The organism is Pedobacter sp. SG908 (assembly GCF_011759615.1).
In the GTDB taxonomy this organism is placed as follows: Bacteria; Bacteroidota; Bacteroidia; order Sphingobacteriales; family Sphingobacteriaceae; genus Pedobacter; species Pedobacter riviphilus.
This window is the reverse complement of sequence record NZ_JAAOYY010000001.1, coordinates 1146843-1170326: the sequence shown is the minus strand read 5'-3', so window position 1 is coordinate 1170326 and position 23484 is coordinate 1146843. Positions and strand designations below refer to the sequence as shown.

General features: G+C 37.8%; 22 protein-coding genes. 9 read left to right on the top strand and 13 right to left on the bottom strand.

What is annotated here, in order from left to right; translation table 11 throughout:
• Positions 1 to 17 precede the first annotated feature (17 nt).
• From FHT21_RS04970 to FHT21_RS04950, 5 genes are all read right to left on the bottom strand, one after another.
• Positions 18 to 782 carry an MBL fold metallo-hydrolase gene (locus FHT21_RS04970; protein WP_167293641.1) on the bottom strand — a complete coding sequence of 255 codons (765 nt, stop codon included), beginning with the start codon at positions 780 to 782 and terminating at the stop codon, positions 18 to 20.
• A 49-nt stretch (positions 783 to 831) separates the two neighbouring features.
• Complete coding sequence (locus FHT21_RS04965) at positions 832 to 1104, bottom strand: hypothetical protein (protein WP_167293640.1); 273 nt, start codon at positions 1102 to 1104, stop codon at positions 832 to 834.
• Between the two features lie 766 nt (positions 1105 to 1870).
• Positions 1871 to 2773, bottom strand: coding sequence for a right-handed parallel beta-helix repeat-containing protein (locus FHT21_RS04960; RefSeq protein ID WP_243853861.1), 903 nt, complete (start codon positions 2771 to 2773; stop codon positions 1871 to 1873).
• 240 nt (positions 2774 to 3013) lie between these two features.
• Positions 3014 to 3664 (bottom strand): outer membrane lipoprotein carrier protein LolA, encoded by a 651-nt coding sequence (locus tag FHT21_RS04955; protein WP_167293639.1) that lies wholly within the window; start codon positions 3662 to 3664, stop codon positions 3014 to 3016.
• Between the two features lie 61 nt (positions 3665 to 3725).
• Positions 3726 to 6320: a DNA translocase FtsK gene (locus tag FHT21_RS04950; RefSeq protein WP_167293638.1), complete on the bottom strand. Its 2595-nt coding sequence runs from the start codon at positions 6318 to 6320 to the stop codon at positions 3726 to 3728.
• A 1227-nt stretch (positions 6321 to 7547) separates the two neighbouring features.
• On the opposite strand from FHT21_RS04950, the gene FHT21_RS04945 reads away from it, so the two are divergent.
• Entirely contained in the window at positions 7548 to 8204 is a 657-nt protein-coding gene (locus FHT21_RS04945; protein WP_167293637.1) for an ankyrin repeat domain-containing protein, read from the top strand.
• Between the two features lie 148 nt (positions 8205 to 8352).
• On the opposite strand, the gene FHT21_RS04940 is transcribed toward FHT21_RS04945, so the two are convergent.
• From FHT21_RS04940 to pyrF, 6 genes are all read right to left on the bottom strand, one after another.
• A complete protein-coding gene (locus tag FHT21_RS04940; RefSeq protein ID WP_167293636.1) occupies positions 8353 to 8571 on the bottom strand; it encodes a PspC family transcriptional regulator in 219 nt (72 codons plus the stop codon).
• Between the two features lie 130 nt (positions 8572 to 8701).
• Positions 8702 to 8917 (bottom strand): hypothetical protein, encoded by a 216-nt coding sequence (locus FHT21_RS04935; protein WP_167293635.1) that lies wholly within the window; start codon positions 8915 to 8917, stop codon positions 8702 to 8704.
• Between the two features lie 52 nt (positions 8918 to 8969).
• A complete protein-coding gene (locus FHT21_RS04930) occupies positions 8970 to 10253 on the bottom strand; it encodes a DUF2851 family protein (protein ID WP_167293634.1) in 1284 nt (427 codons plus the stop codon).
• A 37-nt stretch (positions 10254 to 10290) separates the two neighbouring features.
• Positions 10291 to 10614 (bottom strand): hypothetical protein, encoded by a 324-nt coding sequence (locus tag FHT21_RS04925; RefSeq protein ID WP_167293633.1) that lies wholly within the window; start codon positions 10612 to 10614, stop codon positions 10291 to 10293.
• Positions 10605 to 10859, bottom strand: a complete 255-nt coding sequence (locus FHT21_RS04920; protein ID WP_167293632.1) for a hypothetical protein — start codon at positions 10857 to 10859, stop codon at positions 10605 to 10607. The genes FHT21_RS04925 and FHT21_RS04920 overlap by 10 nt, the downstream gene beginning before the upstream one ends.
• A gap of 339 nt (positions 10860 to 11198) precedes the next feature.
• Positions 11199 to 12029, bottom strand: coding sequence for an orotidine-5'-phosphate decarboxylase (gene pyrF / locus FHT21_RS04915; protein WP_167293631.1), 831 nt, complete (start codon positions 12027 to 12029; stop codon positions 11199 to 11201).
• A gap of 426 nt (positions 12030 to 12455) precedes the next feature.
• Here pyrF and rho point away from each other — a divergent pair, with 426 nt between their 5' ends.
• Together rho and pssA are read left to right on the top strand one after the other, a co-directional pair.
• Positions 12456 to 14186 carry a transcription termination factor Rho gene (gene rho / locus FHT21_RS04910; RefSeq protein ID WP_167293630.1) on the top strand — a complete coding sequence of 577 codons (1731 nt, stop codon included), beginning with the start codon at positions 12456 to 12458 and terminating at the stop codon, positions 14184 to 14186.
• Between the two features lie 65 nt (positions 14187 to 14251).
• On the top strand, positions 14252 to 14947 hold the full coding sequence (gene pssA, locus FHT21_RS04905) for a CDP-diacylglycerol--serine O-phosphatidyltransferase (protein ID WP_167293629.1): 696 nt from the start codon (positions 14252 to 14254) through the stop codon (positions 14945 to 14947).
• A 238-nt stretch (positions 14948 to 15185) separates the two neighbouring features.
• On the opposite strand, the gene folK is transcribed toward pssA, so the two are convergent.
• Positions 15186 to 15692, bottom strand: a complete 507-nt coding sequence (gene folK / locus FHT21_RS04900; protein ID WP_167293628.1) for a 2-amino-4-hydroxy-6-hydroxymethyldihydropteridine diphosphokinase — start codon at positions 15690 to 15692, stop codon at positions 15186 to 15188.
• Positions 15693 to 15732: 40 nt separating this feature from the next.
• Here folK and sppA point away from each other — a divergent pair, with 40 nt between their 5' ends.
• A complete protein-coding gene (sppA, locus tag FHT21_RS04895) occupies positions 15733 to 17499 on the top strand; it encodes a signal peptide peptidase SppA (RefSeq protein WP_167293627.1) in 1767 nt (588 codons plus the stop codon).
• 79 nt (positions 17500 to 17578) lie between these two features.
• Here sppA and FHT21_RS04890 read toward each other — a convergent pair whose 3' ends face one another.
• A complete protein-coding gene (locus tag FHT21_RS04890) occupies positions 17579 to 18208 on the bottom strand; it encodes a hypothetical protein (protein ID WP_167293626.1) in 630 nt (209 codons plus the stop codon).
• Between the two features lie 89 nt (positions 18209 to 18297).
• Here FHT21_RS04890 and FHT21_RS04885 point away from each other — a divergent pair, with 89 nt between their 5' ends.
• The 5 genes from FHT21_RS04885 to FHT21_RS04865 all read left to right on the top strand — a co-directional run bounded on the left by FHT21_RS04885 (position 18298) and on the right by FHT21_RS04865 (position 23443).
• Entirely contained in the window at positions 18298 to 19974 is a 1677-nt protein-coding gene (locus tag FHT21_RS04885; protein ID WP_167293625.1) for a DNA polymerase/3'-5' exonuclease PolX, read from the top strand.
• A 121-nt stretch (positions 19975 to 20095) separates the two neighbouring features.
• Positions 20096 to 20698, top strand: coding sequence for a DUF4254 domain-containing protein (locus tag FHT21_RS04880; protein ID WP_167293624.1), 603 nt, complete (start codon positions 20096 to 20098; stop codon positions 20696 to 20698).
• A gap of 108 nt (positions 20699 to 20806) precedes the next feature.
• Complete coding sequence (locus tag FHT21_RS04875; protein ID WP_167293623.1) at positions 20807 to 21838, top strand: glycosyltransferase family 9 protein; 1032 nt, start codon at positions 20807 to 20809, stop codon at positions 21836 to 21838.
• Positions 21831 to 22328, top strand: coding sequence for a histidine phosphatase family protein (locus tag FHT21_RS04870; protein ID WP_167293622.1), 498 nt, complete (start codon positions 21831 to 21833; stop codon positions 22326 to 22328). Before FHT21_RS04875 ends, FHT21_RS04870 begins: the two co-directional genes overlap by 8 nt.
• 425 nt (positions 22329 to 22753) lie before the next feature.
• Positions 22754 to 23443 carry a DUF4290 domain-containing protein gene (locus tag FHT21_RS04865; RefSeq protein WP_167293621.1) on the top strand — a complete coding sequence of 230 codons (690 nt, stop codon included), beginning with the start codon at positions 22754 to 22756 and terminating at the stop codon, positions 23441 to 23443.
• Positions 23444 to 23484 lie beyond the last annotated feature (41 nt).

The window sequence follows — 23484 nt, the reverse complement described above, 5'->3', positions numbered from 1 at the left end:
TTTGACGTTAAATAACGCTAACATTCTAAACTAAGCCCATCGTAAGCCAACCTGATGTTCGATGGTAAATCTCTTTCTACATCGGCATGTTTACCCAGATTATGGCTGATGTGTGTAAGATAAGTGGTTTCTGCTCCAACCTTTTGCGCAAAGGCAATGGCCTCGCTTAAAGTAAAATGAGAAATATGTGGTTCTTTCTGCAAAGCATTAATTACCAGTATTTTTGTTCCCATTATTTTTTCGAAACTTTGTTCTGATATCGTTTTGGCATCGGTAATATAAGTAAAATCGCCAATCCTGTACCCTGTGATAGGCAATAAATGGTGCATCACTTCAAACGGAATAATGGTACTTTCACCAATTTTAAAATCTTCGCCATTGGTTACGGTGTGCAGATTAATCTGTGGCAAACCATGGTATTTGGTTTCAGCAAAAATGTAATAAAATTCTCTTTTCAATGCCGTTTGAACCCTGTCTGTTGCATAAACGTCAATTACCTTATGCAGCAGGTAATTAAACGGCCTGATATCATCTAAGCCTGCAATGTGGTCTTTGTGTTCGTGTGTAAACAACACCGCATCCAGGTCTTTTACCTTTTCGCGTAAAAGCTGGTAACGGAAATCAGGCCCGCTATCTACCACGATAGTTTTATCAGCTGTTTCAATTAATATTGATGTCCGTAAGCGGTTATCTCTTTTATCAGCAGATAAACAAACTTCGCAATTACAAGCAATTACAGGAACGCCTTGTGATGTACCAGTACCTAAAAAAGTAACCTTCATCTGCTTAAACTTTCCTTTCTATAATTGTAATACTGGAGTTGTATCTTCATTAAAATAATTCGGTTTGCTGTAAGGATAGGTAGAATTGGCGCTGTTTTTCTTCTAACAGGTTTTCATCTGTATTGGTTTGCTTAACCAAAGTTACCAATGCAGCAATTTTTCCTTCCAGATTTGAAAATTTATTGACTACAACAACTTTATTGTGCTCGAGCAGGCAAGAACCTGTTTTAAAGTTCCCTTTCTCGTAACGAACCTTATAACCCATAGCAAAAAGCAGGGCTTCTAATTTCTCTAAAGTATGGTTTGTTAGTGGCAATGACATTGGAAACAAACTTAGATAAATCTGCGCAGCATTCATAAACACATGATGAAAAATTTATCAACCACTATGTTCATTTCTAAAACATGTAGAAAATCAGAGTGCTGTTAGCAATCCTATCGGTTTCGGGAATCATGTTCGCTCCTATTTATTGCACCTGGGTTAGACGCTTTGCTAGCTTACGTTAATAAACCACAGGTTTTACAAAAGAACGTCGTCAATCCCAAGAGCCGGGAAATCAAAAAAACAGGTGCAGTCCGGGCAAATTTGCACTAGCAAACCTGAAGCGCAGTGATTTTGTGTTCATAAGCAATGAATTAAAGCTTTGAAGAGAATTGAACACAAAATGAAGTGTCGCTGTTTTTTTGATGTGCATGGGAATGTGCAAAAGGGCTCATTGTTGGATTGACAAAGCATTTTTGCATACTTTTGATGCCTCAAAAGTTTGATGCCCTGCGGCATAGGAGCAAAAAAATAATATTTGTACGCAGAGTACTGCTTTTTAAGTAATCAGGACCAATTAATAGCTGGAAAGATGCTGATCCCGAATTTTCGGAACAGCATGACGACCGCCTTAGGACTATACACAGTAAAACTTAGGTGATTAAGGCATTTTATCCATCCTAGCTTTTCACCACCTAAGTTACCTTAGCACATCTTAGTTGATAAATAGCTAAGATTGTTATCAAACAAAAAAAAGGTTCAGCTGTTTCCAACTGAACCTTTTGTATTAGTACCTCTATTACTTGTTTAAATTAAAAATCCTGTACTAGTAAATCCTGTAAAAAAGAGCATTAACATTACCTGTTCCGCCACTGCCTGTAGTGGTAATGTGACCGGTATTTCCGTTACCATCATAACCGCTCCCTTTATTATTACTTGAAGTACAGTTAGTAACTGTATGCGGTACATTTTGCCCTGCACTACCCAACTTAAATCCATTACCATCGCCATTGGCTCCATACCCGTTATTGGTGGCAGTGCAATTGGTAATCGTAACAGTATAGGGTTGCCCGTAAAGATCCCATCCGTCATCTGAGTTATGATATGCGTTGCAATGGTCAAACTGATTGCTTACCCCTGCCGAAAGTTTACAGGCAAAACCATCTGCATTTTCGCCCCCATTGGCTACATCATAATTATCAAATGAGGTACAATAACTGATGTTGTTGTGGTGCGATCCGTTGTAAATCTGCAAACCTGAATCTTGATTACCAGAGGTAGTTACATTATAAACATAATTATAACCTCCAGTTTGGAACACAATACCACAATCGGGTGCATTTTTAATGGTCATATTGGTAATGTTCCAATAACTGCCATTCACTTTTACACCCCAGTTTCCGGCCGGAATGCCCGAGCAGTTTAAAACACCACCTGTAAAGTTAATTTTTGAGCTGGCTGTCCCACTTTTTAACAGTTGAAGTGTACTGGTTAGATTAATTGTCCCACTAATCGTGATAATGTCTCCAGCCTGTGCATTGGCTATGGCTGCTTTTAGTGCAGCCTCGGTACTTACCGTAGTACTAACCCTTGCTACAGAGGCTGCTGATGTGTTTGCAGAAACCGTTGATAGACCGTTACTGCTTTCTGAACTGAATTCGATTTCATTTTTGCTATTTAGAAGCGCAATGGCCATCCCTAGCACAAGGATACTTGAGTTCTTTTTCATGTTTTAGATTTTATATTTGGTTATGATATTGACATGAAATTAATCACAAAAAGACACAATAGCCATTAAAAACATGTTTTTGTGTGCAAACGTTCCCGGAAAACATTTGTAAACACAAACAGTCAAAACACAAGTATTACTCATATAATGATCCGCTGATTTTTTTTTGCACACAAAAAAAGGTTCAGCTGTTTCCAACTGAACCTTTCAGGTTTCATCCCGCCTTGGCGGTAATAACAATTATCTTAAATCTACCACTTCTACACCAGGATATTTTTTGGCATCGAAAGCAAAGGTAGTTTCCGGTACATTTACATTTGGCGAAAAAGTTTTCACATTGTAAGTGTATTTGTTTCCATTTTTATCGAACAACACCACGTTTGCAATTTGTTTAGCTGTTTTATCGATACTTAAACGTACTTTAAAAATCGATTTTTTAGCATCTACAGGGGTTAAATCGATCATTTGATAAGTTTTACCCGCTACTTTTTCATCGCCGGTATAAACGTATTTAAATCCTTTCTCATAAACAGTGAAAATTTTAGCAGGGTTAATGGCATCGCCACTGTTATCTACATTACTTACCTGCACCTCTTTGTCTTTTTTCAAATAAGTCCATTGGCTTTTACCATCACTAAACAATTCCTGGTTAGTCATGGCTACTTTATACTTATTAGAGTTCGCTTTAACATACAAAGTACCTTGCTGGGTTTCTTTTACTTTTGCCTTTGGGTTATCCAAAGTGAAGGTAAAATCTGTTTTAACTACATTATACGATTTGTATTTTTTACTCACCTCCGCTAAAATGGCTTTAGCTTTCGCATCAGTTTGAGCATAAGTTGAAGTTGTAAAAGCAACTACAACCATTAATGCCGAAATTAATTTCTTCATCTTTTCTTTTTTAAATTTTTCCTTTGAAACGTTAGAGTAGATTATTGTTAAATGGTTTAATCTAGTCCTTGTCATCCATACTATTCAAGAACTGTTCCAAAGAATATTCATCCGGGTACAAAACTTCGCGCGCCTTACTTCCTTCAAACGGACCAACAATACCCGCAGCCTCTAGTTGATCGATAATGCGGCCAGCCCTGTTGTAGCCTAATTTTAGTTTGCGTTGTATTAAGGATGTAGAACCCTGCTGATGCATCACAATCAGTCTGGCTGCATCTTCAAAGAACTTATCGCGTTCATTAGGGTCAAAATCAGCCTTACTGCCCTCTCCTGCTTCATCTATATATTCAGGCAGTTGGTAAGCATCAGCATAACCGCGTTGGTTACCAATGTATTCAGAAATGCGGTCTACCTCAGGTGTATCAACGAAAGCACACTGTAGCCTGATTAAGTCGCTACCTGTAGATAAAAGCATATCACCGCGGCCAATTAACTGATCGGCACCACCACTATCCAAAATGGTTCTTGAGTCGATTTTCGACAATACCCTAAAGGCTAACCTGGCCGGGAAGTTGGCTTTAATGGTACCTGTAATAATATTTACAGATGGACGCTGTGTGGCCAGAACCAAGTGAATACCAATAGCCCGGGCTAACTGTGCCAAACGTGCAATTGGTGCTTCTACCTCTTTACCTGCTGTCATCATTAAATCGGCAAACTCATCAACCACTAAAACAATGAATGGTAAAAAGCGGTGCCCGTTATTTGGATTAAGCTTGCGTTTAACAAATTTATCGTTGTATTCTTTTAAATTCCTAACCTGCGCATCTTTCAACAAATCGTAACGCTGATCCATTTCGATACAAAGTGAGTTTAGCGTATTTACAACTTTTTTGGTATCGGTAATAATGGCATCGGCCTCGCCCGGAAGTTTAGCTAAAAAGTGCCTTTCAATTCTATTGAATAAGGTTAACTCTACTTTTTTCGGATCGACCAGTACAAATTTCAGTTGTGCAGGGTGTTTTTTAAACAACAGCGAAACCAGAATGGCATTAATACCCACCGATTTACCCTGACCGGTTGCCCCTGCTACCAATAAGTGAGGCATTTTAGCCAAATCGGCAATAAACACTTCGTTACTAATGGTTTTACCTAATGCAATAGGTAAATCCATAGTGGTTTGGCTCCATTTTTCGGTATTTAGAATGCTCCGCATGGGCACCATTTCAGGGTGTTGGTTCGGTACCTCGATACCAATTGTACCTTTACCTGGCATTGGTGCAATAATACGGATACCTAAGGCCGCTAAAGAAAGTGCAATATCATCCTCCAGGTTTTTAATTTTCGAAATCCTAACGCCAGGAGCAGGAATAATTTCGTAAAGGGTAACTGTTGGGCCAATGGTTGCCTTAATCTTATCAATTTCAATATTGTAATGATTAAGCGTTTCTACAATTTTATTTTTATTGGCTTCCAATTCTTCGGCATTTACCGAAATTTTATTGGTGCCATAATTTTCGAGCAAGTCTATTGTTGGGTACTTATAACCAGATAAATCTAGTTTTTCATCATAATTACCAAACTGTTCAACCAGATCATCCGATTTTTTATCTTCTTCCGTTTTTTCTATTGTAAAAGCAGGTTCCTTTTCGGTTTCAATTGGCGGTTCTACTACTAAAGGCAGTGATGAAGCTGCAGCAGTAGCCAGTGGCAAATTAGCAGCCAATGGGGATAATACCACAGGTGCTACAGTTTCTTCCTCTTCTTTTTCTTCATAACGACTTGGCTGCAATACGACGTTTTGTTGTTTACGTTCGTTACCTACAGGCTTATCGTGCACCGGAAATTCAATAGGTGCTGATGGTTCTTCTTCGAAAGTTTTGTTTTTTACTGCCTGCGCTCTAATATCGTTTACGTAATCTGGCGTTTCGTTATCGAGGTAAACTTCTTTCGCTTTACGTTCCGGAAATTTAAAATCGATATTATAGGCAATGATTAGAATGGTTAATCCGGCAAAAGCAATTAATCCTGCAACACCAGCTGCGCCAATTTGGGCACTTAATAATTTATTGCTCCAATAACCAAACTCACCTTCTAAATAATGTGGCGATTCTGACCAAAAGCTATGTGCAAAACCTAAGGTTAACGAAATAAACAGTAAAAAGAAAAAGCTATAACCTAATGTTTTAGAGATAGAAAGGATTTTAACTTTAAACAATAAACGGTAGCCGATAATAAAAAAGGCCAAAACGAACAAAAAAGATGCAATGCCAAACCATTCGTAAATAAACTGGTGCGATAACAAAGCACCAAACTTACCTAACCAGTTTTGAACTACCGGTATGGAAACACCTGCTTCTTTTAGTTCTTCTGCTGTTTTAAAAAGATTGCCCCAACCGCCGTTCGCATCGATTACATAACTCTGATCATCTTGCCAGGTAAATAAATACGAGGTAAAAGCAATTAAAAAATATAATGACAATATCACAAAAAACAGGCCTACAATTTTAACTGCACGGCCATCTGCCAAGTCGAAACTTGGCAAAAAATCTCTTTTTTCTTTCGGCTGCCTGCCTGATGATGACCTGCCGGGCGCACTTTCTGCACCTTTATCTCTGAATGTATTGGTTTTAAACTGGTTACCCCTTACCGACATTTTCTATCCTATAATAATTTAATATTGAACAAACTTAGATAAAACTGCGCAGCATTAACGAAAGCCTTACAAAAAAAATAATCACAAATTGTAACCACAGCTGTTATATGCTTTCTACTATGCCTCCTCTTTTCAAAACAATGCACTAAACCCGAGGAAATATATCGTTATATCTTATTTTTTTAATGTGCCTTAAATTAAATAAAAATATTCATCAGGCATTAAACCTTAAACAGAAATTATTGTCTATTATTTTAACAACACACAAGTTGTTACGTTTTGTCAAATGAAACGGATTTTGTTTTAGGTTTTATCCCGTTTTGCCTGGAGAGGTTAAACGGGATTTTTTTGTTTATAGACCTCATAACCTCAGCCTGATTAATTTCTATTCATAGCGACCATTTTTAGCCATATCTGTCCGTAGAGTTCCGAAGGGCTCTACGGATTAATAATAGAAAAGAGTCTGTGACTCGTTTTAATCGAGTTATAAACTCAATTTTATTCTTATATCCATAGAGATGCTATGCTTAACGCTACGGACAGAGCAGGAAAATACTAGGTGATTCAGCTCCTATTATTTTGAAAAGCAGGGTTCTGTGCACTTCGGTTATAACCGTCCCGCTATCACTTCAAGTCCTCACTCATTCTTCGTTCCGGGCTTTTCGTTCTATCAGGTTTATTTAACCTGAGGCTGTAGTTCTTAGGGCTTAACGTGTCTGTCCGTAGAGTTCCGAAGGGCTCTACGGATTAATAATAGAAAAGAGTCTGTGACTCGTTTTAATCGAGTTTATAAACTCAATTTTATTCTTATATCCATAGAGACGCTATGCTTAACGCTACGGACAGAGCGGTTCGTTCCGGGCTTTTCGTTCTATCAGGTTTATTTAACCTGAGCATGTAGTTCTTAGGGCTTAAATCTAATGGTTGTGAAGACAGTGGCTTTGCGTTAGGGATTGTAAGGGTTCAGTACCGATCTTTCATCGGTACCGGAGCGAAGCGCAGCCCTGCAAAGCCCGCCCCTTTCCCGTTTTTCACGGGATTGGGTAACGCCCAAATGAGTTAACAGCTTTCAGTTGGCAATTTTCGACCGGTTGCTCATTTTTTTTGACATCATGTTTTTTGACCTCTGAGGTTCTTGGTAGATTGCCTTACACTAAATATATTTAGGCTTTAAAGTTTACAATTTCTTAATTTTTGTTAATTTAAAGCGATTTTTGAAACAATATTATGGGCATAGCGCAACTCGAAGAGCAAATTGAGGCTGGAAATTTACAAGCAGTAAAAGAAATTTTGGTAGAAAATCCAAAATTGGCAAATCTGGATACTTCTCATCACATTTCGCCGTTATTATTGGCTTGTTACTACAAAAAGCAAGAAATAGCCGACTTAATAGCTGAGTTTGTAGATAATTTAACCTTATTTGAAGCCTGTGCTGTTGGTAAATTCGATGCGGCTACCTTATTGATTTTTCAAAACCCCGAAAGTATAAACGATTTTTCTGAAGATGGCTTTACACCACTTGGTTTAGCCTGTTATTTCGGACATGAAGAATTAGCCCGTTTTCTGGTTTTAAAAGGTGCCGATGTTAACCTGGCATCAAAAAATGGCTTTAATGTATTTCCAATCCACTCGGCAGTGGCAGCTAATAATTTCAATATCACTAAAATGCTGTTAGATGCAGGTGCATACCCGAATGTTTGTCAGAAAGCAGGTTTAGCCCCATTACATACTGCTGCACAATTGGGAAATATCGAATTGATTATTTTACTGTTAGAACATGGCGCAGAGGTTTCTTTACGCATGGAAGGCGGAAAACTGCCAGCAGACTTAGCCGCAGAAAAAGGCTTTAACGAAATTGCAGAAATTTTAAGAGATGATGATTAATTCAGTTATCAGTCCGTAGTTCACAGTTCTCAGTTTAATCAACCGCAAACCGGATACTGTTAACTGCCTACTAAACAGTTTTCAGTTTGTAGTTTGCAATTTTCAGTTGATTTAGCTGTTAACTGAATATTGCTAATTGAAAACTGAACTATTCCCATATCCGTAACCGCATTCTTTTCATATACGTCCTGATATCGAGCACAACAGCTGCCAAAAAATAAAATAATATTGGAAAACCTACCGCCAAAAACGACGAATAAATAAAAAACAGGCGCACTTTAGCGGTACTCATATTCAGCTTATTGGCCAAATAGGTAGAAACTCCAAAACTCTGCTGTTCAAAATAAGTTATAATCTTCTGTAACATTTTAAGCTTATTTTAAAAATCTTAATCGCAAGCACGAAACAAAATTATCCAAACCCAAAACCGTCATTTGATTTCAGCATCTAATTTAGCAAATTTAATTGGTTAAATTTTAATCGCAAATCATACTCATTTATTCTAAAACCAATTTTTCGAAATCCTGTTTATCTTCGTGTTTAATAAAAAGTGTTTGTTGTTCTTCCAGTCCCGAAAATTTTTTGATCAGTTCTACCTTAAATTTATGGATATCTACATCTTTATTTAAAATAACAGTTAAGGCATCGGCATTCCCCCTAACCTCAATAATCTGATTAGGATATAGTTCTTTTAGCTCGTGTGGAAATTCCATAATATAAAAACGAATTATAGGGTAGAAAGTTTTACTGGAAATCAGTATCTGGTTAGTTCTGTTTTAAAATTTTAATTCCAATACCACAAGATAGGCATTTTTTTTCATCGCAATATTGCTTTTTTAGCTGTAAAATTCCCTGAGAGGCAAATGCGTTCGCTACCCTCACCCCAGCTTCTGTAAATTTATCAGTAATTGCATTTTGTTCAGGAGGCAAACTTTCTAACAGTTTTATTGCCCTACTGATAAAATATTGTGTTGCTGTATGTTTCCCATAAGCGAATAAAAACAGGGCTACGGTATTTAACAGCACATTATCTACAGATGTTTTCCCGATCTGGATATTTACCGAGGAGGTTACTTTTTTAAAATGATAATGTGTTCTCCAATAATCATTTACTGGCAGATTTTCAAATAACGCACGCAGCTCAGCCACATTCTTTATTTCCATAATTTTAGAAAAAAGATGATTGGCTTTTATAATTAATGCTGCAAATTGTGCCAAACGGATGGTTGGAAAGTTTTGAGGACGCATGCGCATAAATTTCCACAATGAAACGTCAACGGGCGTAATATTGTATTTCTTTTGGAGAAACTGAAATTCGGCTTTTAACTTTTGGGGATATTCTTCTTCAAAATAATCATTTAAAAATCCTGCAGCACCAAAAACCAATGCTTCTATCTGATATGGATTGTTTTTATGCCTGGCATAAATATGCTGCGGAACTGCTTTGGCAAACAGCTCAAAAGGCAGAGCATTTATTTTGAATCCGAAATTACGTGCTATAAAACGGTAGAAAGTCTCATCCCAATTCCCCTTTAATTCGTTTAAAGTTTCTGTAACAGCATTTGTTTTCTGCTCAAAACGTTCAAGCAAGGTTCTTGATAAAAAAGAATCAACAATTAACCCATCTACCCTTCCTATTTGAGCGATGCAAGGAAAATCGGTTAAGGTGAGAAAGAGATTTTCGTACTTTCTGATCAGATCATTAGAAATGCGGCTCTTCAATTCTAAAACTGGTAAAACCGATCCATCCATCCTGGTTATTTCAGCATCATGCTCATAAACTACATGCAAGATTACATTTTCATATCCTGGGTTAACCTGGTGGTTGTGTTTTAACCAATCAGACGATTTTAAGTGAATTTCTACATTTCCCGCCCAGGTAGTATGGCCAATTTCCATTTTTGCATGAAAAAAATCGGGACCAGCATTTTTGTTGAGCAAGCCTGGGTTTATGATTTTCAGGTTTTCGCCACGCGTGGTTTGCAGATCGTTAAAATCGAACGACCTGAACTGCCATACATAATGAAGAAAATCTTCCGGAAAATTCATTCTTGAAGATAATGAATTTTATTTGGCTATAACTAATTTATAAGTTTAAATTTTGAGCTTCTTTGGAGTAGTTGTTAAAAACATAGGTAACCAAATTACGATCTTCACTTTTTTCGAATACAAAGTACCAGGTTGTTTTTTGACTAATATTAAAATGAATTAGCCATCTGCCATGATGAGAAATAGCTTTCGGAGCAATGTAATATTGCTTCTTCACGATTTTGCTTTCAGCAATATCAATCAATCTGATAACGTAATCTATAGCACTTTCGCGGATACTGAAATAGTTTTCGTAAAAAAGCACATCAACCAGTTCGTTAAGATAAATCAGAACCAGGGGACTGAAACGTACTATTTCCAAGGCAAGGTATTAATATGCTGAATGGCTGCTGCTTTAAATTCAGAAGCCGATAAACTTTCCTTCCACTTCGCATCAAAAGATGTATACGTTGCGGGTGTCTTTACATAAGCTACCTGCTCTTCATTAACCACCGGAAGCTGGCCCTGATTTAATACTTGCATCAGTTCTTTTTTTTCGGCAGCTGAAAGTTTTTTTACATGCTCAAGTAATGACTTAAAGTCCATATTATCAAAAGGGTTCGTCATAGGCCAGGTCTAAACAATTAAATATAAGGATTTTTACGCAAAAAAAGCAATTAACCTAATCAAATATTAGTACATCATGCATTTCGATAATTACAATTAACCTATTCATTATGCAACTTAGGCCATTTGCATTGCCATTTAGTAAGGCCAAAGCATTGTATCTCTGTCTCAACTAAAATCAGGTCTAACATCCCGATAGTTATCCTACTGTGTGGACACATATTCCCAAGGCGATGATCATGCTGTCCCGAATCTTCAGGCTCAGCATCCTATCGCTAACAACACCCTGAAATAAATTACCCCTGGTGAGCTCGCTAGCCTAATAAAATATAAAATTAATTACACAAGTTCTGCCTTAACCAAAATCTGCTCCATTTCCTGTTGTAGTTTTAACGCCTCTTCCCTGGCCCTTTCGGCAAAGTCTTCGCCCTGGCCAGCGTAAATAATTCCTCTTGAAGAGTTGATCAATAATCCACATTGCGAATTTAATCCATATTTACACACTTCACCTAAATCTCCACCTTGTGCACCAACTCCTGGTACCAAAAGAAAGTGATCTGGTGCCAGTTTACGTACATCGCCAAATGCCGCGCCACGTGTTGCACCTACCACATACATCATCTGCTCATCAGTTGCCCAGGCTTGCGAGGTTTTAATCACTTTTTCGAAAAGTCTGTCTTCCCCAACTTCCTGCAATTGAAAATCGGCATGCCCCATATTTGAGGTTAAAGCCAATAGAATTACCCATTTATCTTTAAAAGTTAAAAATGGTGTTACCGAATCGCTACCCATATAAGGTGCAACGGTAACCGAATCGAAACTCATCTCAGACGATGCTGCATTAAAAAATGTTTCGGCATACATGGCAGAGGTATTTCCAATGTCGCCACGTTTAGCATCCGCAATAGAAAAAATATCTTCTGGAATATATTTCCAGGTTTCGGTTAAGGTTTCCCAACCTTTTTTGCCGTAACACTCATAAAAAGCAGTATTGGGTTTATAAGCTACACACAAATCTTTCGTGGCATCGATAATCTGTTTATTGAATTCCAGAATTGGATTTTCATACTTTAACAAATGTTTTGGTATCTTATCTAACGAAGAATCTAATCCGACACATAAAAATGAACGTTTTTTTTGTATCTGCTCGAAAAGTTGCTGCTTGGTCATATATGGGCTTATTTGCTGCAAATATGAAGATTTTTAAGTTTTCTGAGCGATAAAATAATGTGCACATTAATTATTTTTATAAACATTTTAAACTTTTGCTTGCAGATTACGTTTCAAATACATACAATTGCACCATAATTTCTCAACCGTTTATCTGAATATCCCAGAAAAATTTATCAAGACTTGTTTTTTGTTACCATTTTTTAAAAGCAGATATTGCTTTTTATTCAGCTTGTAAACAATTATGAAACAATTTGAGCATTATCCCTAATGAACTCATTTAATGTTTTATAGCCTTAAGAATTTATACGTAATGAAAAGCCGGGCTTACACTAACACAAATATTTTTTAAGCCTGTGCAAGATTTATAACAGAAAACATCCGTTATAAACAAATGAAAAATTTCTTGAAACATATATATTTAGAATGTTTAGTAAAACAGAATTAAATGATAAGCTCACAACAGAATTACGTGAGCTAGCAAAAAGCTATGGCATTGAAGGTGCCGACTCCCTAAGAAAAATCGACCTTGTTGAAGTCCTTTTACACCAACAAGAAATTATAAATGCCGCTAAAGCTGGTGCAGATCCTTATAGCGAAATTGAACCTATAGCAGCTACTCCTGCGCCTAAAACTAAAGCTGCAAAAGCCCCAAAAGTTACGGCAGCAGCATCTGCAGTAGTAGCCGATAAGCCCGATGCAACTACAGCTGATAAGCCTGTTAAAAAAAGAGCGAGGTTAACAAAAGCGGAGCCTGTAACAGCAATTGAAAAGAGAAGAGATGCTGTAACATTATTTGACGAACCTCAGCACCAACAACAGCCAGAAAGACAACCCGACAGAATTGTTGAAGCTGAAGAAAGTGTAAAACCAATCTCAGCTTTAATAGAAGAAAGTGCAGAAGTACTTCCGGTAGCGCCAAAACAAAAACAAGAGCCTAAAGAAAAGCAGGAAAAACCGCAGCGCGACGAAAATCGCCAGCAAAAACAACCAGGCGGAGGCAATCATCACAAAAACGAAAACAGTTACTCCAACCTGGATTTCGATAACGTAATTACAAATGAGGGTGTTTTAGAAATTATGCCTGATGGTTATGGTTTCTTGCGTTCGGCAGATTACAACTACTTAACTTCTCCTGATGATATTTATGTATCTCAGTCTCAAATAAAACTTTTTGGATTAAAAACCGGCGATACGGTAAAAGGGAGCATCCGCCCGCCAAAAGAGGGTGAAAAATATTTTCCCTTGGTTCGGGTAGAAACCATTAACGGCAGAATCCCTGCTGAGGTTCGCGACCGTGTTCCTTTTGATTATTTAACGCCACTTTTCCCAACCGAAAGATTAAACCTATTTACGGATACAAACAATTATTCTACCCGTATTATGGATTTATTTACACCGATTGGTAAAGGACAGCGTGGTTTAATTGTTGCACAGCCTAAAACTGGTAAAACCAATTTATTAAAAGAAGTGGCTAATGCAATTGCTAAAAACCACCCTGAAGTTTATTTAATTATCTTATTAATTGATGAGCGCCCTGAAGAGGTTACCGATATGGCCCGAAGTGTAAGAGCTGAGGTAATTGCCTCAACTTTCGATGAGCCAGCTGAACGTCATGTTAAAATTGCCAACATTGTTTTAGAAAAATCGAAACGCCTGGTAGAAAGCGGACATGATGTAGTAATCCTTTTAGATTCGATTACACGCTTGGCGAGAGCGTATAACACTACAGCACCTGCATCAGGTAAAATATTATCAGGTGGTGTTGATGCCAACGCTTTACACAAACCAAAACGTTTCTTCGGTGCGGCCCGCAACATCGAAAACGGTGGTTCATTAACCATTTTGGCTACTGCATTAACCGATACAGGTTCTAAAATGGATGAGGTGATCTTTGAAGAATTTAAAGGAACCGGTAACATGGAGCTTCAGTTGGATCGTAAATTATCGAACAAACGTATCTTCCCAGCTATCGATATTACGGCATCAAGCACCCGTCGCGATGATTTATTGCACGACAGAGATACATTACAGCGCGTATGGATATTACGTAACCACCTTGCTGATATGAATAGCCAGGAAGCGATGGAATTTGTTCAATCTCAAATAAAAGGGACAAAAAGTAACGAAGAGTTCTTAATTTCGATGAACAGCTAAATAAGTTTAGCGTTTGGGGTTTGGAGTAATGCGTTTCAAACCCCATGCGTTTAGCGCCTAACCCCATGCTAAAAAAAAACATCCCTAATGCGATTACCTGTGCAAACCTTTTATCTGGTTGTATCGGAATCGTTTTTGCATTTAAAGGCAATTTAGAAACCGCAGCTTATTTCGTTATTTTATCCGGAATTTTCGATTTTTTTGATGGCATGGTTGCCCGCTTATTAAATGTTAAATCTGCAATAGGAAAAGACCTGGATTCTTTGGCTGATATGGTAAGTTTTGGGTTCTTACCAGGTGTAATGATGTTCCATCTTTTAAAAGGAAGTGATTATTCATCAGATTACCTGCCATATTTTGGTTTTTTAATCACTATTTTTTCCGCCTTGCGGTTAGCCAAATTTAACAATGACGAAAGGCAGACAGAAGATTTTATTGGCTTAAATACACCAATGAATACCTTGTTTATCTGTTCGTTGCCCTTTATTGCCAACGATTATCCGCAGATTATTGCTTCCAGCATTTTGCTGATTGCCATTACAGCAATTACAAGCTTCTTACTGGTGAGCGAAATCAAAATATTCTCTTTAAAATTCAGCGATTTAAGCTGGGCAAAAAATAAAATCAAATTTATTTTCCTTATCCTATCGGCAATACTAATTGCTTTTCTAAAATTTGCGGCAATCCCTTTTGTTTTGGTGCTGTATATTGCTTTGTCTTTTCTGCATTTTAAGGGAGCAACCCCAAATAAATCAATATGAATGACAAGGAATTTTAATGAATTAATATATTGCGTGGAATCGTCATTCCCTCCAAAGGAGTTCCTTTGGAACAACTTGATTGGGAATCGTAATGCAATAGGCTTTAAGATTCCCGCCTGCGCGGGAATGACGACCTTATATTTGAATCAATGATAATTACTTAACTTTAATAGCATTGATAAGCAAGAAAAGTTCACATGACCTTGGTCGCCTCCGCATACATTAGAAACTTGATACATTAAAGCTTTTTAACCTCAAGTGGATCATCAATATTGCGACAGATGGACAAAATCGTTTGTCCCAGTACAGGGTGTAAAACTTCAGGGGCAATCTCGGCCAGGGGTTCCATCACAAATTTTCTGTTCTGCATATACGGGTGAGGTACCTGAAGCTTATCTGGAATATTGATGATTTGATCTCCAAAAAGGATAAGGTCGATATCAATTAAGCGTTCTCCCCATTTATCTTTCCTCACCCTACCCAGTTCCTGCTCAATACTTAATGCCAGATTTAAAACTTCCAAAGCGCTTAAATTAGTTTGCAGGGCCACGGCCTGGTTTAAAAATGCAGGTTGATCGGTTTTACCCCAGGCAGCGGTTTCGTAAAGAGATGAGATGGCTATCACCTTACCAATTTTATTGTTCAGTAGCTCGATGGCTTTTTTCAAATTCGCCTCCCTATTACCTAAATTTCCGCCCAGTAACAAATAAGCCGTGCAGTACTCTAAAGCTTGATTAAGCATCATGTATTTTTATATCTTTACAACACAAAATTAAAACATTTAAATGAGAGAATTCTTTAAGTATTTATTTGCCTCTATGCTGGGCTTTTTCTTATCAATAGTCATTGTATTTGTGATCTGCTTCGTAATTGTGGTGGGTTTAATATCTTCTGTTGATAGCGACAAAACGGTTGTTGTGTCTAATAATTCGGTATTATTTCTAAATTTAGACCAGGCCATTACAGAACGTACACCAAAAAATCCATTCGGAAACCTGCCAATTGTTGGGGGCGAAGAAAAAGATGGCATTGGCTTAAACGACTTCTTAAAAGCAGTTCAAAAAGCCAAAACAGATGATAATATTAAATGTATTTACCTGAGTGTGAGCAGTCCGAATGCAGGTTTTGCAACCTTACGCGAGGTTAGGAATGCGTTGATCGATTTTAAAAAATCTCATAAAAAAATTATTGCATACAGCGAAGTATATACACAAGGGGCTTACTATTTAGCTTCTGTAGCCGATAAAGTATATTTAAATCCGGAAGGTGCATTAGAATTTAAAGGATTTAGCTCTGAATTAACTTTCTTTAAAGGAACATTAGAAAAAGTTGGTGTAGAAATGCAGGTCATCAGGGTAGGAAACTACAAAAGTGCCGTTGAGCCATTTATTTTAGATAAAATGAGTGATTACAATCGCAAACAGGTTACCGCTTATGTTGGCGGTTTGTACAATACTTTCTTAACTGATATTGCGCAGAGCAGAAATATCCAAAAAGATAGTCTTTATAATATTGCTGATAATTACAAAGTGCAGCAGCCGCAAGATGCCGTAAACTTTAAAATGATCGATGCTTTAAAGTACAAAGATCAGATTTTAGAGGAATTAAAAGGATTATCTGGTAGAACCAGAGGAGAGAATGTCCGTTCTGTTTCCATTAACGACTATGCCAAAAACAATAGCGATACAGGCGAAGGAAAAGATAAAGTTGCTATAATTTATGCCAACGGAGAAATTAGCGGAGGCGAAGGTTCTGATAAGCAGATTGGATCGGAACGGATTTCCAGAGCGATCAGAAAGGCCCGCTTAGATGACGATATTAAAGCGGTTGTACTCCGTGTAAACTCTCCTGGAGGTAGTGCACTTGCTTCAGACGTAATCTGGAGAGAAATAGTATTGACCAAAAAAGAGAAACCCGTTATTGCATCCTTTGGCGATGTGGCTGCATCAGGCGGTTATTATATTGGTTGTGCTGCCGATAGTATTTTTGTGCAGCCGAATACCATTACCGGTTCTATCGGTGTATTTGGTATTATCCCGAATTTCCAAAATTTAATGACCAATAAACTGGGTATTACGTTTGATGGTATTAAAACCGGTAAATATGCTGATATAATGGCTACTAACCGTCCTATGACTGCAGGAGAAAAATTCATCATCCAGAATGAATTAAACAGAATTTACAGCGGCTTTGTAAGCCGTGTGGCCGATGGCAGAAAGAAAAGCAAAGCTTATATCGATAGTATTGGCGGCGGTCACGTTTGGATTGGAACAGATGCTGTTCAAATCGGCCTGGCCGATAGAATCGGAAGTTTTAACGATGCGATTAAAGCGGCTGCTAAAAAAGCTAAATTAAAGAATTATAAGGTGGTAGAATATCCGGATGTAATAGACCCATGGAAATCGTTAATGGATGAAGGTACCGACAGAATTAAAACCTATTACACCAAACAAGAACTTGGGGAGAACTATATGCTTTACCAACAAATGAAAAAGGTAATTGCAAGTTCGGGCATTCAGGCCAGAATGCCATTTGAAGCAGTAATAAAATAATGATATAAGATATACAATGGATGATGGAAAACGGGGGTATCCTCACACTACATCATCCATTTCCTATCTTACACCTTCCCTACTTGATTAGTTTCCACTCGGGGTGCAGCGTTAAATAAGTTGCATTAACCGGAATATTTGCCGGATGAACGGTTAAAGAAATGCTTTTCCCCTTTAAAAATTCAAAACCAATTCCATCTTTTTTATCGTCATAAACCAGTACGGTATCTTTCTCTTCGTTTAAGTAAGCCGAGAGTTTTTCGATAGTTGAAAATTTCAATTTCGTATCTTCCAAAGTGCGACCTGTTGACAAACCATCTTGCGTTTTAAATTTATTAGAGGTAATCCGAATCTGTTTTACATCTTTTACAAGCATACTGGTATCACGATAAGAAGAATAAATGGCAATTTCGTTTGGGTGTTTCCCTGTCGAATCATCGCTATACCAAATCCCCCAGGCTTTCCCCATTGCAGCATCACCTGCATTTGGCCTCCCTAGTTTTATCCCAACCTGCCCCATGTCTTCACCAAGTGTGATTTCGCCTACTGAACGACCAGCCACAATCAAAAACCTTTCATCAACAGGTTGCACTGTAGCAGATGCTAAATTACTTATTGAATCTTTTTTGTGCTGATCTGTTTTGTGGGCAGATTGACATGCAGCCACACTCATACCTAATCCCAGGAGGGCAAATTTTATAGATTTCATCAGTGTAAAACAACACTTTAATAAAATTGTGTTTAGAAATTAATAAGCTTGGTCAAAATTTGAGGCATTATTTCCTAATTTTACCCCTTATGGAAAACAAGACCATCGCCCGCACCTTACGCCTGTTATCGCAGCTTATGGAACTGCATGAAGAAAATCCCTTCAAGATTAAATCAGTTGCAAATGCCTATTTTAAAGTAGATAAACTGCCTTTTGCCTTAAAAGACAAACCTCTGGATGAGCTGGATAAAATTGAGGGTATTGGTAAAGGACTGGCTTCCAAAATCATAGAACTTCTCCAAACAGGAGAATTAAAAGAACTTAACGAAATTCTCGAAAAAACACCAGAGGGTGTAGTAGAAATGCTGGCTATAAAGGGCATTGGACCAAAAAAAATATTCATTATCTGGCGTACCTTAGGAATTGAAAGTATAGGTGAATTGTATTATGCCTGTAATGAAAACCGCCTGATTGAAGCCAAGGGTTTCGGGTTAAAAACCCAGGAAGAAATCAAAAATGCCATCGAATTTAAACTCGCAGCCAACGGGCGGTTTTTATATGCTCAGGTTGAAGGTTTTGCTAAAACATTATTTACCCAACTTTCTGATTGGACTGCAAAAATTGACGGCAATGCACTTTTAGGTTTCGCTGGTCAGTACCGCCGCGCCTGTGAGATTATTGATGAGCTGGAAATCGTAATTGGTACAGCACAAATCGATGCCATTAAACAAAACTTACCTGCTTTCGAACCACTTTCGCTTATTGAAGCCGAAAATGCTTTTATCTGTACTACTGAAGCAGGTTTTAGAATAAAAATCGATGTGGTAGAAAAAGCTGATTTTTATTTACAATGGTTCAGGTTAACTGGAAATACAGCGCATGTAGAAAAGGTTTTAGCGTTGGCGGGTGAAGGTCCTTTTGTAAATGAAGAAGAAATATATAGCAAAGCAGGCTTATCTTTTATCGAACCGGAGCTTCGTGAAGATTTTGATGAAATTGAATTGGCAAAAGTAGGTAAACTCCCTACCTTAATCCAATACAAAGATTTAAAGGGCAGTTTGCACAATCACTCTACCTGGAGTGATGGCGTACATACCCTGGAGCAAATGGCTGTATATTGTAAAGAAAACTTAAATCTTCAGTATTTGGGGATCTGCGATCACTCCAAAACCGCTGTTTATGCAAAAGGTTTAAACGAACAGCGTGTTTTTGCACAGCACCAGGAAATTGATGAACTAAATAAAAAACTCGCTCCCTTTAAAATCTTCAAAGGTATTGAGAGCGATATTTTAAGTGATGGCTCATTGGATTATTCGGATGATATTTTAAAAACATTTGATTTTGTAGTGGCCTCGGTGCACAGCAATTTACGCATGGACGAGGCAAAAGCAACCGCACGTTTGTTAAAAGCTATTGAAAATCCATATACTACCATTTTAGGGCACCCAACGGGTCGTTTATTATTAAGCAGGGCCGGATACCCGATAGATTATAAAAAAATTATTGATGCATGCGCAGCAAATAAAGTCGTGATCGAAATCAATGCCAACCCGCTTCGTTTAGATTTAGACTGGCGTTGGCACCGTTATGCACTCGAAAAAGGCGTTTTATTGTCGGTAAACCCTGATGCACACCGTACCGAAGGTTTCCACGACATGCATTATGGTATTCTGGTAGCACGTAAAGGAGGTTTAAGTGCTGATAAATGCCTGAATGCTTTTTCTTTGGAAGAAATAACAGCGTATTTTAATAGTAGAAAGGTTTAGGGTTTAGGGAAACAGGCCCTAAGCTGTCTTGTTTTAAATCTCACAAATAAATCGGTGTAATCTTAAAATCTGTGTAATCAACCCGGCAGGAAAAAATCAATCTATTTAATATCTTTGCCCCATGATAAGTGAAATTGCCAACCGCATATTTAATCAGGTAATTACAGACTACCACAAGTTTGATGATATTGACCATCCGGTTGAAAACCCATATGATGCCGAAAGTTTAGAGCATCTTTTTTATATTAAAAACTGGATCGATACGGCCCAGTGGCATATGGAAGATGTAGTTCGTAACCCTCAGATTGATCCTGTTGAAGGTTTGAGCTGGAAAAGACGTATTGATGCACAAAACCAGGTGCGTACCGATATGGTTGAGTTTATTGATGGTTATTTCTTAAATCTTTATCAGGGAATTTCGGCTTTGCCAGATGCAAAAATCAATACAGAAAGTCCTGCATGGGCAATAGATAGGCTTTCTATCCTTGCACTGAAAATTTACCATATGCAGGAAGAGGCCGAACGCGAAAGTGCATCAGCCGAACATCGTGCACAATGCCAAACCAAGCTTAATGTATTGTTATCGCAGCGCGAAGATTTATCAACCAGTATCGACGAGTTATTGGCTGATATTGAAGCAGGCAAAAAATACATGAAAGTGTACAAACAAATGAAAATGTACAATGATCCGAGTTTAAATCCGGTATTGTATAATAAAGCATAACAGTTCAAATCGTCATTGCGAGGCACGAAGCAATCCTACTAATTCGCTATTCAAACCCATAGCTTTAAGATTGCTTCGTACCTCGCAATGACGAACTACTTGGAAAACATGTCATCAACCCAAAAAATTATTGTTTTACGCTTTTCAGCAATGGGCGATGTGGCCATGGTAGCTTCCGTTTTACAAGAATTTTCTGAGCAAAATCCAGCAGTTGAGCTGATCATGGTAAGCCGGCCTGCTTTTAAACCCTTTTTCGATCATATCCCCAGCCTCATCTTCCACCCTATCCAGCCTAAAGCCGCTCACAAAGGAATTGATGGATTATACAAACTCTATCAGGAACTCCGCAGTTATAAACCAAACGCAATAGCCGACCTGCACGATAATTTGAGGAGCAGGGCAATTTCTACTTTTTTTCGTTTAACCGGAACAAAAATTAGACGGATAGATAAAGGAAGGGCGGAAAAAAAAGCATTAACACGTACCAATAACAAGATTTTTAAACCACTGAGAAAAACCGTCGAGCGTTATGCCGATGTTTTCCGCGAATTGGGATTTAGCGTTAAGTTAAGTCATAAAATAGAAAAATCTCCACAGGAAATTCCCGCAAATGCTCAAAATTTATTTGCTAACAAAGCCACTAAAAAAATAGGCATATCTCCTTTCGCACAGCATGTTTATAAAGTATATGCTTTAGAAAAAATGGAAGAGGTAATTGCCTCATTAAACGAACTGGGTTACGAACTTTTCATATTCGGTGGCGGTAAAACAGAACAAGCAGTTGCCGAAAACTGGACAAAAGCGTACAAAAACGCTCATAATGTAATCGGCAGTTTTAACTTAACTGAAGAGCTTGCCATCATATCGAACTTAGATCTAATGTTAAGCATGGACTCATCTGGCATGCATATGGCATCGCTGGTTGGTGTACCTGTAGTATCTGTTTGGGGGCCAACACATCCTTACGCTGGCTTTTTGGGTTACGGACAATTGGAAAGCGACTGCATTCAGGTTGAGCACCCTTCAAGGCCAAATTCAATTTATGGAAACAAACCGTGTCTCTGCGGTGTTGAAAACTGTATAGATTTAATTAAGCCCGAAACAATTGTAAACAAAATTAAAGAGAAACTAAATGGCTAAGCAACTACTCCTGGTCCGCCATGGCAAATCAGATTGGGGAAATATAGATTTAAAAGATTTCGACCGTCCGTTAAATAAACGTGGTAAAGAAAATGCACCAGAAATGGCCGAAAGACTAGTCAACAAAGGTTTTAAAATAGATCGGATCGTAAGTAGCCCTGCGAAAAGAGCCAAATCTACGGCCAAATATTTTGCAGAAGCCTATAATATAGACCACATTCAATTTGAAGAATCTATTTACGAGGCCAATACCACAGCCCTGCTTAAAGTGGTTAATAGTCTTGATGATGATGCAGATAAAGTTGTGCTATTTGGTCATAACCCTGGTTTTACAGATTTTGCGAACGAGTTATGCAATGCCGATATTTATAACATTCCAACTGCAGGCATGGTGTTAATTTCTTTTCCTTTTGATTCGTGGCAAATGGTAAGTAAAGGAACAGGAGAACTGGTGTTTTTTGATTACCCGAAAAATAGTGATGAAGTTTAGATTTATTTTATCATTAAGGCGTTAAGAACATTAAGGCCTAAATTCATTACAGATTGGCTTCGGCCAACTGCATAAATACTTAAAACGGCTTAGTTATATTCTTTGGTGCTGGAAAGGTTTTTCCCGACAAGCACTAATCCACAGTTAAATAAACCCGATGGGAACGAATGCCGATTTTCTTCGGCAGTAGGGACAGCGGGACTGATTAAGCCAAGAACTACTGACGAACATTTCCAAAAAAATATCGCATCAACATAAAATATCTCAAATCAAGTATGGATACCTGAAATAAAATATTTTTACTACCTTTGAGTATATAAAACGAAAATCTGGCAATAGACATTTCGGTGAATTCATAACCTATACTCTTCTGGTTATTTCATAATTCGTATCGCCAGAAAATTTATCCATTAATTTATCTGAACATGAGTTTTGACTATAATACTACGCGTAGCCATTTAATTTTATCTGAATATGGCCGCAACGTACAAAACATGGTGAAGTATATCTGCGAATTGCCCACCATTGAAGAACGTAATAAATATGCCCAGGCGGTTATCGACCTGATGGGTTTTTTGCAACCGCATTTACGTGATGTTGCCGATTTTAAGCATAAACTTTGGGATCACCTGCACATTATTTCTGGCTACCAGATTGATGTTGATAGTCCGTACCCAAAGCCATTAATCGAAAATGCTTATATTAAACCAGAGCCTCTGGCCTATCCGCAACAACGTATTACCTACAAACATTATGGTAAAACAGTTGAAAATCTGATCGAAAAAGCCATGCGTGAAGAAAATGCCGAAATTAAGAAGGCAATGGTTCAGAGCATCGCAAATTTTATGAAAATGGCTTATGTTACCTGGAATAAGGATAATGTAAGTGACGATACGATTATTAAGGACTTAAAGTACCTTTCTGGTGGATTGTTATCACTTGATGAAGGTGTTAACCTCGCCAAAGTAGAATTTAGGGCGCAAAATCCTCGTCAAAACAATAATAATAACAATAACCGGGGTAGAAGCAATAATAACAACAACGGAAAAAACCGTCAGAATAACAACAACAATAATAACCGTCAACGCAACAACAACAATAAATCTAAATATTAATAACCATACGTCATTCTGAACTTGATTCAGAATCACTAAAA